The 16,310-nt window shown below is 61.6% G+C and carries 14 protein-coding genes; 2 read left to right on the top strand and 12 right to left on the bottom strand.

The window, feature by feature from the left end; all coding sequences use genetic code 11:
* Positions 1-52 precede the first annotated feature (52 nt).
* From RT21_RS11300 to dksA, 12 genes are all read right to left on the bottom strand, one after another.
* Positions 53-928 carry an oxygenase MpaB family protein gene (locus RT21_RS11300; protein ID WP_046162822.1) on the bottom strand — a complete coding sequence of 292 codons (876 nt, stop codon included), beginning with the start codon at positions 926-928 and terminating at the stop codon, positions 53-55.
* Between the two features lie 158 nt (positions 929-1,086).
* Positions 1,087-2,751 (bottom strand): glucose-6-phosphate isomerase, encoded by a 1,665-nt coding sequence (pgi, locus tag RT21_RS11295; RefSeq protein ID WP_046162821.1) that lies wholly within the window; start codon positions 2,749-2,751, stop codon positions 1,087-1,089.
* Positions 2,752-3,084: 333 nt separating this feature from the next.
* Positions 3,085-3,465 (bottom strand): aspartate 1-decarboxylase, encoded by a 381-nt coding sequence (gene panD, locus RT21_RS11290; RefSeq protein ID WP_019342093.1) that lies wholly within the window; start codon positions 3,463-3,465, stop codon positions 3,085-3,087.
* A 102-nt stretch (positions 3,466-3,567) separates the two neighbouring features.
* Positions 3,568-4,431, bottom strand: a complete 864-nt coding sequence (panC, locus tag RT21_RS11285; protein WP_046162820.1) for a pantoate--beta-alanine ligase — start codon at positions 4,429-4,431, stop codon at positions 3,568-3,570.
* On the bottom strand, positions 4,428-5,228 hold the full coding sequence (panB, locus tag RT21_RS11280; RefSeq protein WP_046162819.1) for a 3-methyl-2-oxobutanoate hydroxymethyltransferase: 801 nt from the start codon (positions 5,226-5,228) through the stop codon (positions 4,428-4,430). Before panB ends, panC begins: the two co-directional genes overlap by 4 nt.
* A 161-nt stretch (positions 5,229-5,389) precedes the next feature.
* Positions 5,390-5,884: a 2-amino-4-hydroxy-6-hydroxymethyldihydropteridine diphosphokinase gene (gene folK, locus RT21_RS11275; RefSeq protein WP_046162818.1), complete on the bottom strand. Its 495-nt coding sequence runs from the start codon at positions 5,882-5,884 to the stop codon at positions 5,390-5,392.
* A gap of 1 nt (position 5,885) precedes the next feature.
* Complete coding sequence (locus RT21_RS11270) at positions 5,886-7,283, bottom strand: polynucleotide adenylyltransferase PcnB (protein ID WP_046162817.1); 1,398 nt, start codon at positions 7,281-7,283, stop codon at positions 5,886-5,888.
* Positions 7,284-7,940: 657 nt separating this feature from the next.
* The gene (locus RT21_RS11265) at positions 7,941-9,362 is read right to left on the bottom strand and encodes a sigma-54-dependent transcriptional regulator (protein WP_046162816.1); all 1,422 of its coding nucleotides are present in this window, start codon (positions 9,360-9,362) and stop codon (positions 7,941-7,943) included.
* A gap of 201 nt (positions 9,363-9,563) precedes the next feature.
* The gene (locus tag RT21_RS11260) at positions 9,564-12,518 is read right to left on the bottom strand and encodes a sensor histidine kinase (RefSeq protein ID WP_046162815.1); all 2,955 of its coding nucleotides are present in this window, start codon (positions 12,516-12,518) and stop codon (positions 9,564-9,566) included.
* Positions 12,502-12,678: a hypothetical protein gene (locus RT21_RS23580; RefSeq protein ID WP_003095129.1), complete on the bottom strand. Its 177-nt coding sequence runs from the start codon at positions 12,676-12,678 to the stop codon at positions 12,502-12,504. The genes RT21_RS11260 and RT21_RS23580 overlap by 17 nt, the downstream gene beginning before the upstream one ends.
* A gap of 120 nt (positions 12,679-12,798) precedes the next feature.
* On the bottom strand, positions 12,799-13,689 hold the full coding sequence (gene gluQRS, locus RT21_RS11250; RefSeq protein ID WP_046162814.1) for a tRNA glutamyl-Q(34) synthetase GluQRS: 891 nt from the start codon (positions 13,687-13,689) through the stop codon (positions 12,799-12,801).
* A gap of 92 nt (positions 13,690-13,781) precedes the next feature.
* Complete coding sequence (gene dksA / locus RT21_RS11245; protein ID WP_019342101.1) at positions 13,782-14,225, bottom strand: RNA polymerase-binding protein DksA; 444 nt, start codon at positions 14,223-14,225, stop codon at positions 13,782-13,784.
* A gap of 192 nt (positions 14,226-14,417) precedes the next feature.
* On the opposite strand from dksA, the gene RT21_RS11240 reads away from it, so the two are divergent.
* Both RT21_RS11240 and sfsA read left to right on the top strand, forming a co-directional pair.
* Complete coding sequence (locus tag RT21_RS11240; RefSeq protein WP_046162813.1) at positions 14,418-15,590, top strand: pyridoxal phosphate-dependent aminotransferase; 1,173 nt, start codon at positions 14,418-14,420, stop codon at positions 15,588-15,590.
* Complete coding sequence (gene sfsA / locus RT21_RS11235) at positions 15,590-16,297, top strand: DNA/RNA nuclease SfsA (protein WP_046162812.1); 708 nt, start codon at positions 15,590-15,592, stop codon at positions 16,295-16,297. The genes RT21_RS11240 and sfsA overlap by 1 nt, the downstream gene beginning before the upstream one ends.
* The last annotated feature ends 13 nt before the right edge of the window (positions 16,298-16,310 follow it).

The raw sequence follows: 16,310 nt of genomic DNA, 5'->3' as shown, positions 1-16,310 counted from the left end.
CATGTTGGCACAGGCCTGAAGGCGGCTCCAGGTGCGGAACCTGCCGGTCACGCTAGCGTATGGGCAGGCCCATGCGGCGCCGTGCCCGGTGCACCGAGCCGCTGCGTACGGCCCAGCGCAGCACCGGGGCGGTTCGCCTTACTGCTATCCGAATCAGTTGCCGTTCGCGGTCGGACTGGCTGAAATCGAGCATATCGCTGGCCCAGTCCGGCAACAGGTCGATGCCGGCGCGCATCATCAGGGCACCGAACGGCTTGGCGAGGCGACTCGGAGCGGGCGCTTCGAACAGGATGCGTACGATCTCCCGAGAGCGCTCATCACAGCGCAGTTCTGGCCGGATAGCCGCGAAATAGTCCTCTATCTGCTGCCGCGAGCGCGGCACCTTGCGTGCGCCGAGCGCTTCGGCGATACGTGCGACCTCGGCGTAGTAGCGGTCCTGTTCCTGACCTGGCAACGCCGGGTTGAGGTAACGCAGGTGCGCCTTGAGAAAGCTGCTGACTTCGGCGACATGCACCCAGGTCAGCAGGTCCGGGTCGTACGCGGCGTACGGGCGGCCGTCGGGTGCGTGGCCGGTAACCTTCAGGTGAATGGCTCGGACCCGTTCAATCAACCGCTGCGCATCGGCCTGGCTACCAAAGGTGGTCGCCGAGATGAACTGGCCGGTGCGACGCAGTCGGCCGAGCAGATCGTCGCGGAAATTCGAGTGATCCCAGACGCCGGCGAGCGCAAGCGGATGCAGGGCTTGGAGCAGCAGTGCAGAAATGCCGCCGATTAGCATCGAGGTAAAGTCGCCGTGCACGCGCCAGCAGACCGAATCCGGGCCGAACAGACCGGGGTCGCCTGGTGGGTTTTCGTAGTCGACACCGCCGATGGCCAGCCCGGTGAGGCTGAGCACCTGCGATTCGATATGACGGCGGATCATTTCCAAAAGGGCGACATCTGGCTGGACTGGGAAGTCGAATCTTACTCGATGTCCAGGCGTTACCCAGGCCCAGTCGATCAGCGTGGTGCCGAAGGCGTATCTGCGAAGCAGCGGAGGAAGGAGCACCGGACAGCGGTCAGGCGCTGTCCGGTGTTGCACATCGATCAGCCGCGATGGCGGCCGCGGAAGAAGTCGATCAACCCCTGGGTCGAGGCGTCTTCGGCGGGTTGCGCATCGAAGCTGGTCATCTGGCCGTAGACGGCTTTGCCCAGGTCCTTGCCGAGCTCCACGCCCCACTGGTCGAAGGAGTTGATTCCCCAGATCACGCCCTGGACGAACACCTTGTGTTCATAGAGCGCGATCAGCGCACCAAGGCGGCCGGGGCTGATGGTTTCCATGACCACGGTATTGCTTGGCCGATTACCCGGAATGACCTTGTGCGGCGCCAGGCGCTCGACTTCGGCTTCGCTCATGCCTTTTGCTCGCAGCTCCGCTTCGGCCTCTTCGCGCGTCTTGCCGCGCATTAGCGCCTGGCTCTGTGACAGGCAGTTGGCGTACAGCCACTCATGGTGATCGGCAACCGGATTGTGACTGACCACTGGCACGATGAAATCTGCCGGAATCAGCGGCGTGCCTTGGTGCAGCAGCTGGTGGTAAGCGTGCTGGCCGTTGGCGCCGACGCCGCCCCAAATCACCGGTCCGGTGGTGCAGGACACTGGGGTGCCGTCCTGACGCACGCTCTTGCCGTTGGATTCCATGTCCATCTGCTGCAGGTGTTTGACGAAGTTGCGCAGATAGTGGTCATAGGGCAGGAAGGCGTAGCTCTGCGCATCCCAGAAGTTGTGATACCAGATGCCCAACATCGCCAGCAGAATCGGCATGTTGCTTTCGAACGGCTCGTTGAGGAAGTGCTGGTCCATGCTGTACGCGCCGGAGAGCAAGTCCTTGAAGTTGGACATGCCGATGGCCAGTGCGATCGGCAGACCGATGGCCGACCATAGCGAGTAGCGGCCGCCAACCCAGTCCCACATCGGGAAGATATTCTTCTCGCGGATACCGAACTCAACGGCGGCTTTCTTGTTGCTTGTGACAGCGATGAAATGCCGGTAGAGCTTTTCTTCGGTGCCGCCTTTGCCTAGGTACCAAGTGCGTGCAGCTTGGGCGTTCTTCAGCGTTTCGAGGGTGCCGAAGGTCTTGCTGGAAATGATGAATAGCGTCGTCTCGACGTTCAGTTTGGCGGTCACCTCGCGGAACTCGCTACCGTCGATGTTCGCCAGGTAATGAGTGCGCACGCCGTGCTGAGTAAAGGGCAGGAGCGCTTCGGAGACCAGCTGTGGACCGAGGAAGGATCCGCCGATGCCGATGTTGACCACGTCGGTGATGGTCTTGTCGCTGAAGCCGCGCCAAAGGTTGTTATGAATACGGGTGACGATGTCAGTCATCTGCGCCAGGGCGGCATGCACGTCACGCATGATGTTCTGCCCGTCGACCATCACGGATTCGCCCATGGGGCGTCGCAACGCGGTGTGCAGGACCGGACGATTCTCTGAGCCGTTGATTCGCTCGCCTTCGAACATGGCGCGAGCCGCTTGCTCGACGCCAGCCTCGCGGGCCAGGTTCACCAGCAGAGTGCGGGTCTCGGGGGTGATCAGGTTCTTCGAATAATCGAGAAACAGGCCGCAACAGGATACCGACAGGTCATCGAAGCGCGTCGGATCGGCCTTGAATGCCTCGCGCATGCTGAAGTTTTGCATGGTCAGGCGGTGTTCTTCCAAAGCCTTCCAGGATGGCAGGCCGGTGGCATCGAGAGGGTGCTGGTAGTAACTCATGGTTGTGCGGCTTCCTTTGCTTTGGCGGACTGTCTGCGGCTCTGCGATTCGTTCGGACAGTCATTCGATCATGCTGGCACGCTGGCATTCGTCCTGAATGTGACAGGCGCGTTCCGCTGCGGCTGGACCGCAACGGCGGCGGCGCATCCTGCACCGTCGAGACTGGTCTGACTGGCAAAAACGCGCGGCGTTCCGAAGCGTTGCGCACAGGGTGCGGATAGCGGCCAGAACAAGGCGACCATTGCAGATTTCCGCCGCCAGGGGAAACCCTTTGCACACAAAAAAGCCCGCATCACGCTTGGCGATGCAGGCTTTCGAACAGCCGATGGTGAATCAGGCGACCTGAACTGGAATCGCGTTGCTGGTGTGACTGAGATCCCCATCAGCGCCCATATATAGAACGTGTGGTTTGAAGCTGGCCAGTTCGGCTTCGCTGTAGTGGGCGTAGGCACAGATAATCACCCGATGACCAACGCCAGCCTTGTGTGCGGCGGCGCCGTTGACGGAAATGATCTTCGAGCCTTCTTCGCCACGGATGGCATAGGTCGTGAAGCGCTCGCCGTTGTCGACGTTGTAGATCTGGATCTGCTCGTATTCGCGGATGCCGGCGAGGTCCAGCCAGTCACCGTCGATGGCGCAGGAGCCTTCGTAATCCAGCACCGAATGGGTCACCTGGGCGCGGTGCAGTTTAGCCTTGAGCATGATGGCGTGCATGGCGGGGTCCTCCGGAGGCGCAAGCGGCGCAGAGTGTGCCCGAACCCTCAGGTCGGTTCAAGACCGAGGGCCGAGCTGGGTTATGCCGATGATCGGCCGTTATCAGTCCACTGGCGGAGCGATGTCGACCAGCAGGTTATCCAGCAACCGAGTCTTGCCCAGGAACGCTGCGGCGAGGATCACAACTTCGTGGCTGTCTGGCTTGACCGGTTGCAGGTCCGCGGCGTTGCGGATCTCCAAGTAGTCGGGCCGCAAGCCGGCAGCTTGCAGTGCCTGATGGCCGGATGCGAGCAGGGCGGGGTAGTCCCGTTCTCCGTTGCGCAGGGCGTCCGCCAGCTGTTGCAGCGTACGGTGAAGTACGGGCGCGGTTGCGCGCTCGTCGGCGCTGAGGTAACCGTTGCGCGAAGACAGTGCGAGGCCGTCGTCAGCCCGCACGATGGGTTCGCCAATGATCTGCACGGGCATGTTCAGGTCGCGGACCATGGTGCGGATAACCGCCAGTTGCTGGAAATCCTTCTGGCCGAAGACCGCAAGGTCCGGCAGCACCATGTTAAACAGCTTGCTCACCACGGTCGAAACGCCGTCGAAGTGCCCTGGGCGGCTGCCGCCACAGAGTCCCTCGGACACGCCCGGTACCCGAACGATGGTCTGAAGTGCCTGGCCGTGCGGGTACATTTCCTCGACGCTGGGCGCGAACAGCAAGTGGCAGCCGGCCTCGAACAGCTTGTCCTGGTCGGCCGCGAGCGTACGTGGATAGCTGGCGAGGTCTTCGTTGGGGCCGAACTGCAGCGGATTGACGAAGATGCTGGCAACCACGAAGTCGGCACGCTGGCCGGCCTTCTTAATCAGTGCGATATGGCCGGCATGCAGGTTGCCCATGGTCGGCACGAAGCCGATGCGCTTGCCTTCGCCCCGCGCGCGGGCCACCGCGGCACGCAGATCAGCAACGGTTTTCACCACGTTCATGCGGAGAACCCATGTTCGGCTGCAGGAAACTCAACGGACTTGACCGCCTGGACGTACGCGGCAATGGCCGTCGGTATATCGCCATGCTCACGCATGAAGTTCTTGACGAACTTTGGCGCGCGGCCGGTCAGCGACAGACCGAGCATGTCGTGCAGAACCAGTACCTGGCCGTCCGTGTCGCTGCCCGCACCGATACCGATCACCGGCACCGTAACCGCCCGTGTGATCCTCGCAGCCAGCTCGCTTGGGACACATTCGAGCAGCAGCATGGCCGCGCCAGCATCCTCAAGCGCTTTGGCGTCGGCAATCATCTGTTGTGCCTGCGCTTCTTCGCGCCCCTGCACCTTGTACCCCCCAAAGATGTTGACCGCCTGCGGGGTGAGGCCCATGTGCGCGCAAACCGGGATCCCGCGCTCGGCCAGCAGGCGAATGGACTCGGCCAGCCAGGCCGCGCCTTCAACCTTGACCATGTGGGCGCCGGCCTTCATCAAGGTTGATGAGTTGTTCAGCGTCTGCTCGACGGTCGCGTTGGCCATGAACGGCAGATCAGCGACGATCATGGCGCCGCGGTTGCCGCGTTTGACACAGGCCGTGTGGTACGCCATCTCGTCAACCGAAACCGGCAGCGTGCTGTCGTGACCTTGCAGGACCATGCCCAGGGAGTCGCCGATCAGCAGCATCTCGACACCAGCTTCGCAGGCTGTCTTGGCGAAGGTTGCGTCATAGCAGGTCAGCATGACGATCTTCTCGCCTTTCTGCTTGAGGCCTTGCAGGGTGGTCAGGGTTACGTCTGGCATGAAAGCCGTCCTCCTAAAGCCTCTCGGGGATCACGGTTGCAGGCGGAGCGTCAGGGTTGCCCCGTTTCGATGCGTGCCGGCAGAGGGCGCTTATAGTCCTGATGGCGGCGAGCTAAGTCAATCGCGAGTGTTACCCGCAGGTTACATCTGTTACCCAGTGGTTACAGCGGGTCGCCGAGCCGCTCGAGGCCTTCAAATGGGCAGGCAGCGAGCAACTCAGCAAGCATGCGGCCATCGGCGAGCTTGAGTTCGGCGGGGGCAATCTCGGCCAGCGGGTAGAGCACAAAAGCCCGCGCATGCATGTGGTAATGCGGAACCGTCAGGCGGGGCTCGCTGATCAGCCGATTACCGAACAGCAGAATATCGAGATCCAGTGTGCGAGGGCCCCAGCGCTCGGCTTTGCGCTCACGCCCTTGAGCGCGCTCGATCGCTTGCAGCGCATCAAGCAGAGCAAGCGGTGACAGCGAGGTATCCAGCGCCGCCACGGCATTGTTGTATCGGGGCTGGTCAGCAGGGCCGAGCGGGTCGCTGAGATAAAGCGAGGAGACGACTGCCAGCTGCGAGTCGGGAATGCATGTCAAAGCGTCCAGGGCGCCGCGCAGCTGCCGACGCGGCTCGGCCAGATTGCTGCCGAGGCCGATGTACACACGTTCCATATCAGTCCGCTGATGCGGGTGCGCTTTCGTTCGGGCCCCGCTTGCGACGGTTGCTTCGGCGACGTTTGCGCGGCGCACCGTTACCCTCGTCTTTGCTGCTGAGGCCGCGGATCATGTTACGGCGCTCACTGTCGCTGGCTTCCTGGTAGTCGGTCCACCATTCGCCAAGACCATCGGTTTCCTCGCCGGCGCTCTCTCGCAACAGCAGGAAATCGTAGCCAGCGCGGAAGCGTGGATTCTCCAGTAGCTGGTCTGCACGACGTCCTTGTCGGCGTGGCAAGCGTTCCTGCATGTCCCAGATCTCGCGCATGGGCATGGTGAAACGCTTGGGAATGGCCGTGCGCTGGCACTGTTCCCATATGAGGTCATGCGCGGCTTCCTGCATCGCCGGTATTGGCGGCAGGCCGCGCGCTTGGACCTCGGCGACGCGCGCCGGCAAGGCCGGCCAGAGCAGGGCCGCAAACAGGAATGCCGGGGTGACGGGCTTGCCTTGGGCGATGCGCAGGTCGGTATTGGCCAAGGCGTTGCGGATCAGCGTACCGGCATACTCAGGGTTGTCTTCCAGCGCATCGGCGCTGGCCGGGAATAGCGGTGCGAACAGGTCGTACTCAAGCAGCAAATCGAAGGTGCGTTCGGCTTTACCGCTAAGGAACAGCTTGATGATCTCGTCGAACAGTCGCGCAGACGGCACGTCGTTCAACAGGTCGGCCAGGTCGGCAATCGGCTCGGCGCTATGCTTTTCGATCTCGAAGTCGAGCTTGGCGGCGAAGCGGACCGCTCTCAGCATGCGTACCGGATCTTCCTGGTACCGCTGCTCTGGGTCGCCAATCAGGCGGATCAGCCTGTTGCGAATGTCGTGAACCCCGTGGGTGTGGTCGAGGATCCGCTCGCTGGAAGGATCGTAATACAGAGCGTTAATGGTGAAATCGCGGCGCTGCGCATCGTCTTCTAGCGTGCCATAGATGTTGTCACGCAGAATCCGCCCGCTCTCGTTGCGCGAAGCCAGGTGGTTGGGTTCATCATCGTCTTCTTCGGGATGATTGGCGCGGAAGGTTGCGACCTCGATGATCTCGCGGCCGAAGTGCACGTGAACCAGCTTGAAGCGACGACCGATGACGCGTGCATTACGAAACTCGGCGCGCACCTGCTCGGGCGTGGCACTGGTAGCCACGTCGTAGTCCTTTGGCTCCAGATCGAGCAGCAGGTCGCGGACGCATCCACCCACGACATACGCCTCGTAGCCGGCATGCTGGAGCCGCTCGACGACACTGACGGCGTGCCGGCTGAGATCGTTGCGGTGCAGCGAATGCTGCCGGCTGGACAGTATTTCGGGGGTGCGACGAGGATGCGGTAGTCGGCGCAGGGGAAGACGAAAAGACTGGAACAGCTTTTTCAGCATGAGAGGCACTGTGTGGCGAAATGACAAGGTGGCGGCGTGAATAGCCACGAAACAGGCGTGGATTCTAGCACCGGGAGCAGGGATGGTGAACGAAGCGCGGAGAGGTGTCAAAACTCGGCCGAGGCCAGAAAGCACTAGGGGGAGCCGAAGCTCCCCCTTTAAATGATGTCGCGTGCTTTGTTGTTATTAGTATTTCGGGCGTGTTGTTTTTGTTTGGGTCACCCGTTCCCTTCAGCTATCGCATCCAGGAATCGCTCCTACGTTGGGAGCAAAGAGCAAACGGATTTCTTTGGTCGCTGATTTACCATCGATCATTCGATCCAACCAGTTCAGGCGCTGCTTATGCAGTTTTTGTTGTTCTCAGCCTGGTCGCGGGGCAAAACCCCATTTGGCATTTCCTCTCCAAAAGAATCAGTTAGCTACGCCTCTGCCTTATTGTCTTTATTTTGCTAGAGCCGGTACGTCTTGTTCTTATTGTGGGTCTGCTTGTTATTGTTGTTGTGCCAGATATAAAGCATTCGCCGTGCCAGTTTTTGAAAAGCCTTTAGAATCAATGGGTTGGTCTTTTTGGTTGTTGATCTGGCCCGAAGAGTCTGTAGCGTTCGTTACCGATGAACCCGCATTTTGTTACGTCTTGGTAGTGGGGGTAACAGCTCACTACCCAGCCGTGGCCGATTTGCGTCGTGGGATCCCGAGCCGCTGACGACGCTCCCAAAGGCACTTGCGGCTGATGCCCAGCTTGCGTGCCAGCTCGGTCTCGGTCATGTGGTCCTGGTGCTCAAGTACGAAATGCTGAAAGTAGTCTTCCAGCGATAGATCCTCGGTCGGCTCGTTGCTGGTCGAGACAGCGGAACCTAGAAGGGCACCGGGCTCATCAAAATCCTCGTCGAGGGGGTCGAGCTCGATGTCGATACCCAGCAGCTCAGCACTGATTTCCTCGCTCTCACTGAGAATCGCCGCCCGCTCGATGGCATTCTCCAGTTCGCGCACGTTCCCCGGCCAGGTGTATTGCCGTACGGCCTGCTCGGCCTCTCGGGAGAAGTGCAACCCCTCGGTGGCCATGCGCGCGCTCTGGCGCGCCAGGAAGGCCTTAGCGATTTCCAGCACGTCGGCGCCGCGCTCGCGTAGGGGGGGCAGTTTCAAGGCGATGACATGCAACCGGTAGTAGAGATCCTCACGAAATTGCCCATTCTTGGCCAGCGTCTTCAGGTCACGGTGGGTCGCGGCGACCAGGCGCACATCGACTTTTTGCGACTGGGTAGAGCCTACCCGCCGGATCTCGCCTTCCTGCAATACGCGTAACAACCGCGCCTGTGCTTCCAGAGGCAGCTCACCGATTTCGTCGAGGAACAGGGTGCCACCATCTGCGGCCTCGACCAGGCCGGCGCGACCGGCACTGGCGCCGGTAAAGGCCCCTTTCTCGTGACCGAAGAGTTCGGATTCGATCAGGCTTTCCGGAATGGCGGCGCAGTTGACTGAAATCATCGGCGCCTTGGCGCGACGGGAAAGGTTATGCAGCGCGCGGGCAACAAGCTCTTTACCTGTACCCGATTCGCCTTGGATCAGCACATTGGAGTCGGTTGGGGCGACCTTGCGGATCTTGCCGAACAAATCCTGCATCGGGCCGCAGCGTCCGATGATGCCAATCTCACCATTGATCGAGTCGTCTGTCTTGCCGGCAACGGGCGTGGCGCTGCGCGACGCCTCAGCCGGCGCCGAGGCGGCCTGCTGCCGATCATGAAGAATGCGCGCCACGGTCTGCAGCATCTCGTCGTGGTCAAAGGGCTTGGCGATGTAGTCCACTGCCCCCATTTTCATCGAGTCCACTGCCGACCGTAGGCTGGCGTAGCTGGTCATGATAAGCACGGGGGTGCCTTCGGCCAGCTTGATCAGTTCGGTGCCGGGCGTGCCAGGCAGACGCAGATCGCTGACGATGAGATCAAAGGAGGGAATGCTGAACCGCTCTTGTGCCTCCTGCACCGAGCCGGCTTCACTCACCTCGTACTGGTTGCGCTCGAGCAGTCGGCGCAGGGCGGAGCGGATAATGGTTTCGTCTTCGACGATCAGAATATGGGACATCAGTACTCTCTCGACGGTCTGAAGGCGGCTACACGGTGGTGGGAACGGCGCCAAAAGAGGGCTCGTTCCCGAACCTGTGCTAGTTGCCGCGCTGCGGCTTGGTGCGGGGTGCCAGTGTCATCTTCATCCAGGACGCGGCGGGGCCACCTATACGCTGGGCCGCCCATGGTCGAGACTTGGCAGAAAACGGCCGGTGCCTCGTCATTCACCGGAATCTGTGGCCTCGACATGACGCGGCAAAGTGATGCGGAAACGCGTGCCGCGTTGGGTTTCCGGGTCGGCCGGGCTGTCAATATTGATCTGCCCATAATGCTCTTCCACGATCGAATAGACCAGTGCGAGGCCCAGCCCTGTCCCTTCACCTGGATCCTTGGTGGTGAAGAACGGCTCGAAAAGCCGATCCTGAATCGCCTGCGGAATGCCGCTACCTTCGTCTTCAACGATGAGATAGACAGTCTGTTCGGACACTTCGCTGCGTACTCGGATCGCGCCGCCGGGCTCGGATGCGTCGCGTGCGTTGGACAGCAGGTTGATCAGCACCTGAGCGAGGCGCTGCGGGTCGCCTTCTGCCAGATGATCGGGGTCGCAGAGGTTGAAGAATCTCACCTCGGTTCCTCGCCGGTTGAGTGAGAGCAGGGCAATCGCATCTTGCGCCACCTCTGCCAGGCTTACGGGGTACCGGTCCTGTTGTCTGCCGCCGGCATGGGCGAAGCTCATCAGCGACTGGACGATGCGTGAGACGCGCTTGGTCTGCTCGACGATCTGGTTGCTGATCTCGATGATCTCGGGGTCTGCCTCGCGCTCCTCGCGCAGGTTCTGCGCCAGGCAGGCGATGCCTGTGATCGGGTTGCCAATTTCGTGAGCGACCCCCGCCGCCAACCGACCAATGCTGGCCAAACGTTCGGAGTGAACGAGGCGGTCCTCCAGCTGTTGGGTTTCGGTGAGGTCTTCGATCAGCAGTACCAGACCGCTACTGCCGGGCGCCAACGGCTCGGCGATCGCGGCTTTGTGCAGGTTCAGGCAGCGGCTATGGCCGTCCAGCTGCAAGCGTTGTTTATGCAGATGCTCCTCGCGCTGCTGCGTGAAATCGCTTAGCAGGCTCTGCCAGGGCTCGGCGATGGTCGACAGGCGAGAGCCCACCACCTGCAGTGCGGGAATTTCGGTGAGCTCTTCCAGGGCTTTGTTCCACATCAGGATTTCCTGGTCCTTGGCCAGCGAGCAGACGCCCATCGGCAGCTCCTGCAGGGTCTGCCGGTGGTAACGGCGCAGGGCATCGAGTTCGGCAGCAAGGCCGGTAAGGCGTGAGTGATAGTCCTCCAGGCGACTCTCGATGAAATGGATGTCTTCGGTCACATAGCTGTCTGCACCGTTCTTGTACGAGAGAAAATTCTCAACGATGTCCTGGGCGACGCTCGGCCCCATCAGGCCAGACAGGTTTGCCTCAATACGATCGCGTAGCCGGCGCAAGGCATAGGGGCGATGCTCGTCGAAGGGCAGTTGCAGATCCCGCAGCGCCTGTTCCACCTCCCGCTGCGCAGTCTTGGCGCCCAGCGGCTTGGCTAGCTGAGTGGCGAACTCCTGCGGCGAGGCGGCTGCCAGCTCACGACGTTGAGGTCGGCGCACGTTTTCCACCGCGCAGGCTTCTGCTGCGGCTTGCTCCTCGGCGCTGGTCTCGGTGAACAGCGATAACAGCGAAAACGCCAGCACGTTGACCGCCAGCGAGGCGATCGCCGCCAGGTGCCAGCTGGTGTCGTCGAGTACGTAAACCACGTTGAACAGGGGGATGTAGAAGCCATCGAGGTTGCCGACTAGCGGCAGCAGCATGGTCACAACCCAGACGGTAATACCGGCGAGCAGCCCAACGATGTAGCCACGACGGTTGGCGGTCGGCCAATAGAGCACTGAAAGCACGCCGGGCAGGAACTGCAGGGTCGCCACAAAGGCAACAATGCCCAGGTTTGACAGGTCCTGCTCGGCGCCCAGCATCAGATAGAAGCCGTAGCCGGCCATGATGATGGCGAGAATCAGGCTGCGCCGGGTCCATTTCAGCCAGCGATAGATGTTGCCTTCGGTAGGGGGTTGGTAGAGCGGTAACACGAGATGGTTGAGCGCCATACCCGACAGGGCCAGTGTGCTGACAATGATCAGACCGCTCGATGCTGAAAGTCCGCCGACAAAGGCCAACAGCGTCAATGCCTCGCTCTGCGCCGTAATACCGAGGCCGAGGGTGAAATATTCGGGGTTGGTGCTGACGCCAAGTTTGAGCCCGGCCCAGAGTATCAGCGGCACGGCCAGGCTCATCAGCAGCAGATACAGCGGCAGGCCCCAGCTGGCGCTGACCAGCGCGCGCGGGTTGAGGTTTTCGGTAAAGGTCATGTGATACATGTGCGGCATGACAATCGCCGAGGCGAAGAACACCAGCAGCAGGGTGCGCCACGGCCCTTCCTGCAGCGGCGTATGCAACGCCTGCAACGCCGACTGGTTCTGCAGTAGCCAGATTTCCAGCTGATGCGGCCCACCGAACACGACAAACAGCGCGTACAAACCGATGGCGCCGAAGGTCAGCAACTTGACCACCGATTCGAACGCGATGGCGAAGACCAGCCCTTCGTGCTTCTCCCGTGTGGCGATATGCCGGGCGCCGAAGAGAATGGTGAACAGCATGATCATCACGCAATAACCCAGCGCGACCCGTTCCTGCAGGGGCTCGAGGGTGAGAATCCCGATGGCATCGGCGACTGCCTGAATCTGCAAGGCGAGTAGCGGCAGCATGCCAATCAGCATGACCACCGTGGTCAGCGCGCCGCTCCAGGTGCTGCGAAAACGGAAGGCGAACAGATCCGCCAGTGAGGCCAGCTGGTAGGTTCGGGTGATACGCAGTATCGGATAGAGCAGGACCGGCGCCAGCAGAAACGCACCGCACACGCCCAGGTAGGTGGCGAGGAACCCGTACCCATACTGATAGGCCAGACCCACCGTGCCATAGAACGCCCAGGCACTGGCGTAGACGCCGAGGGACAGGGTGTAGGTGAGCGGGTGCCGAATGACCCAGCGCGGGATCAGTCCTCGCTCGCTGATCCAGGCCACCCCGAACAGCACCAGCAGATAGGCGACACTGATCAGAATCAGGTGGCTGAGGCTAAAGCTCGTCTGCATCGCGTTGACTCTGAAGTATGAAGGTCACCACGATGAGGATCAGCCACAACAGATAAGGCCGGTACCACGCGCCGTTGGGGTCGATCCACCAGTCCATGATTGCAGGGGAAAACAGATAGATCCCCACCACCAGGAGCAGCACCAGTCGGTAGATGTACATGCTGGAACTCGTGTCGAAAGTAGGCGGATGGTAAAGGAAGCGGCAAGTGGCAAGCCACAGGCTGGCGGAAAAGAGCGTCGCGCGTCGGTTTTGCCCATATTAAGAGGCACGGATGTCGCCTCAGCGAAGCTGCGACTCGGCCAGGGTTCGACAGCGCGGGATGCGCTCAGCATTCCAGTGGGCTGTCGCCCAAGTCAGCACCTCGTCGGGCAGGGCGTCGCTCAGCTCGCCCGGCGTGGGTTGGGCGAGCGCGCGCAGCGCACGCAGTAACAGTGGTGTGGCTTCAGCCGGTTGCAGCGGCGGTGAGCGGTAACGTTTCCCCAATTTATGGCCATCGGGCTGAATGATCAGAGGGACGTGCAGGTAGCGCGGGTGTGGCAGGCCAAGCAGGTCCTGCAGAAAGAGTTGCCGCGGGGTCGAGTCGAGCAGATCGGCACCGCGGACGACGTCGGTCACGCCCTGCCAGGCATCATCGAGCACCACCGCCAGCTGATAAGCAATCAGCCCGTCTCTGCGGCGGATAACGAAGTCGCCCACTTCGCGGGCCAAGTTCTGGCTGTACTGGCCCTGGACGCGATCGCTGAAACTGTAGGTCCGGTCCGGCACGCGCAGGCGGATGGCGGCGTCAGGGGTGTCGCGGGCGGCTTCACGGCAGAACCCTGGGTAGAGTCCCGCAAACGCCTGCAATTGCTTGCGCGAGCAGGTGCAGGCATAGGCATGGCCGTCCTGCCTGAGGCGATCGATCACTTCGTTATAGACGTCAAGCCGTTCGCTTTGGCGGACCATCTGCCCGTCCCACTGAAAGCCGTAGGCTTCCAATGCCTGCAGAATCGAGGTCTGCGCCCCCGGCATTTCTCGCGGCGGATCGAGGTCTTCCATGCGCAACAGCCAACGGCCGCCAACGGCACGGGCATCGAGATAGGAGGCGAGGGCAGCGATCAACGAGCCGAAGTGCAGATAGCCGCTGGGGGTCGGCGCGAAGCGACCTATATAGGAAGAGGGTGTGGACATGGGCCGGCTCGGGTAAAGGGCGTCGAGGCGGGGTGAAGCAAAGGCGCGGGAGGCCGAAAATGAAGCGGGGCGCCGTAGCGCCCCGTTCGGGATCAGGAACCGATCTGCTTTTCCTTGATCTCCGCCAGCGTCTTGCAGTCAATGCACAGCGTAGCGGTCGGACGGGCTTCCAGACGGCGAATGCCGATCTCGACGCCGCACGAATCACACCAGCCATACTCGTTGTCTTCGATCAGCTGCAGCGTCTCGTCGATCTTCTTGATCAACTTGCGCTCGCGATCACGGGCGCGTAGTTCCAGGCTGAATTCTTCTTCCTGGCTGGCGCGATCGGCCGGATCGGGGAAGTTGGCCGCTTCGTCCTGCATGTGATGCACGGTACGGTCGACTTCCTCCATCAGCTCCAGCTTCCACTTATTGAGGATGCCGGTGAAGTGAGCGCGCATGTTATCGCTCATGTATTCCTCGCCCTTGGACTCCTTATAGGGAACGAAGGCGCGGATCAATTGGTTGCTGGGTGTCGTTTTAGTAATGGGCATGGATGAACGCCTCTCGCTATGTCCATTGCGCAGGATAGTGAATCCCTCTGCCGGCCCGTGCCGGCCCTGCGGCTGCAAGCGGGCGAACTTACCAGATCGTATCGGGGTGCGCTACTCCCGAATATCACGGTGGCTGCGGTGTCAGAGGGACCTTCGGTAGAATTCACGTTTTGTACTCGTCAGGAAGGTCAGATGACCTCGTCATATAGCGCGCGTAGCCGTGCAATCGAACCCTTTCACGTCATGGCATTGCTGGCCCGGGCCAACCAATTGCAGGCGTCTGGACATGATGTCATTCACCTGGAGATCGGAGAGCCAGACTTCACCACCGCCGAGCCCATCGTCGCGGCCGGTCAGGCTGCCCTCGCGGCTGGTCATACCCGCTACACCGCCGCCCGTGGGCTGCCGCAGCTGCGCGAGGCGATTGCCGGTTTCTACAAGCAGCGCTATCAACTGTCTATTGACCCCGAACGCGTGCTGATTACTCCCGGCGGGTCTGGTGCGCTGCTATTGGCCAGCAGTTTGCTGGTCGACCCAGGCAAGCATTGGTTGTTGGCCGACCCGGGTTATCCCTGCAACCGGCACTTCCTGCGGCTGATCGAAGGTGCCGCGCAGCTGGTGCCGGTCGGCCCGGATGTGCGTTATCAGCTGACGGCCGATCTGGTCGAGCGTTACTGGGACAAGGACAGCGTGGGTGCTCTGGTGGCTTCGCCGGCCAATCCCACCGGTACCTTGCTGACACGGGACGATCTGGCGGGCCTGTCCGCTGCGTTGAAAAGCCGCGGCGGGCATCTGGTGGTGGACGAGATCTACCATGGCCTCACCTATGGCACCGATGCGGCCAGTGTGTTGGAAGTCGACGACTCGGCGTTCGTGCTCAACAGCTTCTCCAAGTACTTCGGTATGACCGGCTGGCGCCTCGGCTGGCTGGTCGCGCCACCTCAGGCTGTCAGCGAGCTGGAAAAGCTGGCGCAGAACCTCTACATCAGTGCGCCGACCATGGCCCAGCATGCCGCCCTGGCCTGCTTCGAGCCGGCCACCCTGGAAATCCTCGAAGCGCGTCGCGGCGAATTTGCCAAGCGCCGTGATTTTCTGCTGCCCGCATTGCGCGAGTTGGGCTTCGGCATTGCGGTGGAGCCGGAAGGGGCTTTCTATCTCTACGCCGATATCAGCGCCATCGGCGGTGACGCTTACACGTTCTGCCAGCACATGCTGGAAACCGAGTTTGTCGCCATCACGCCGGGGTTGGATTTCGGGCGGCACCAGGCCGGTCACCATGTGCGTTTCGCCTATACGCAGAATTTGCCCCGGCTGGAGCAGGCGGTCGAGCGCATTGCCCGTGGCCTGCGGAGCTGGAAAGGCTGATGCAGTTCACAACGCCTCTGGAACAGGGTCGGCTGGTTCGGCGCTACAAGCGCTTCCTCGCCGATGTCGTTACCGACACCGGCGAGCACCTGTGCATCCACTGTCCGAATACCGGCTCGATGCTCAATTGCATGGGCGAGGGCGCGCGCGTCTGGTTTCAGCGCAACAGCGATCCCAAACGCAAGCTGCCTGGCACCTGGGAACTGGTTGAAACCCCGCAAGGGCGGCTGGCCTGCGTCAACACGGCACGGGCCAATCGACTGGTCGAAGAGGCGCTGCTGGCCGGAGTGATCGGGGAATTGAACGGCTTCACCGCGCTCAAGCGTGAAGTAGCGTACGGCATTGAGAGCAGCCGCGTGGATTTCCGCCTGGACTATCCCGCCGGGCCGGCATTCGTTGAAGTCAAAAGCGTGACCCTGGGCTTCGCTGATACGGCTATCGCGGCCTTTCCCGATGCGGTGACGACCCGTGGCGCTCGCCATTTGCGCGAACTGGCGGTGCTGGCCCGTCAGGGCGTACGGGCGGTACAACTGTATTGCGTCAACCTCACTGGAATCGATGCCGTGCGCCCTGCCGGCGAGATCGACCCGCACTACGCCGCCGCGCTGCGGGATGCAGTGGAGGCGGGCGTCGAAGTGCTGGCCTATGGCGTCGAACTGTCGCCGAGAGAGATCCGGCTGGTGCGTCCCTTGCCGGTCATTCAGTAAGCAGACCTGTAGC

The organism is Pseudomonas sp. 10B238, from assembly GCF_000970615.1.
GTDB lineage: Bacteria > Pseudomonadota > Gammaproteobacteria > Pseudomonadales > Pseudomonadaceae > Stutzerimonas.
The sequence above is the reverse complement of the archived record's forward strand: the minus strand, read 5'-3'. Positions and strand labels throughout refer to the sequence as shown.

What these genes read in the sequence shown, in the direction of transcription:
- panC (WP_046162820.1), bottom strand. Translation starts at nt 4,431, where the DNA reads ATGAACGTGGTGAAAACCGTTGCTGATCTGCGTGCCGCGGTGGCCCGC.
- dksA (WP_019342101.1), bottom strand. Translation starts at nt 14,225, where the DNA reads ATGCCCATTACTAAAACGACACCCAGCAACCAATTGATCCGCGCCTTC.
- panB (WP_046162819.1), bottom strand. Translation starts at nt 5,228, where the DNA reads ATGCCAGACGTAACCCTGACCACCCTGCAAGGCCTCAAGCAGAAAGGC.
- gluQRS (WP_046162814.1), bottom strand. Translation starts at nt 13,689, where the DNA reads ATGTCCACACCCTCTTCCTATATAGGTCGCTTCGCGCCGACCCCCAGC.
- RT21_RS23580 (WP_003095129.1), bottom strand. Translation starts at nt 12,678, where the DNA reads ATGTACATCTACCGACTGGTGCTGCTCCTGGTGGTGGGGATCTATCTG.
- folK (WP_046162818.1), bottom strand. Translation starts at nt 5,884, where the DNA reads ATGGAACGTGTGTACATCGGCCTCGGCAGCAATCTGGCCGAGCCGCGT.
- RT21_RS11270 (WP_046162817.1), bottom strand. Translation starts at nt 7,283, where the DNA reads ATGCTGAAAAAGCTGTTCCAGTCTTTTCGTCTTCCCCTGCGCCGACTA.
- sfsA (WP_046162812.1), top strand. Translation starts at nt 15,590, where the DNA reads ATGCAGTTCACAACGCCTCTGGAACAGGGTCGGCTGGTTCGGCGCTAC.
- RT21_RS11260 (WP_046162815.1), bottom strand. Translation starts at nt 12,518, where the DNA reads ATGCAGACGAGCTTTAGCCTCAGCCACCTGATTCTGATCAGTGTCGCC.
- RT21_RS11240 (WP_046162813.1), top strand. Translation starts at nt 14,418, where the DNA reads ATGACCTCGTCATATAGCGCGCGTAGCCGTGCAATCGAACCCTTTCAC.
- RT21_RS11265 (WP_046162816.1), bottom strand. Translation starts at nt 9,362, where the DNA reads ATGTCCCATATTCTGATCGTCGAAGACGAAACCATTATCCGCTCCGCC.
- panD (WP_019342093.1), bottom strand. Translation starts at nt 3,465, where the DNA reads ATGCACGCCATCATGCTCAAGGCTAAACTGCACCGCGCCCAGGTGACC.
- pgi (WP_046162821.1), bottom strand. Translation starts at nt 2,751, where the DNA reads ATGAGTTACTACCAGCACCCTCTCGATGCCACCGGCCTGCCATCCTGG.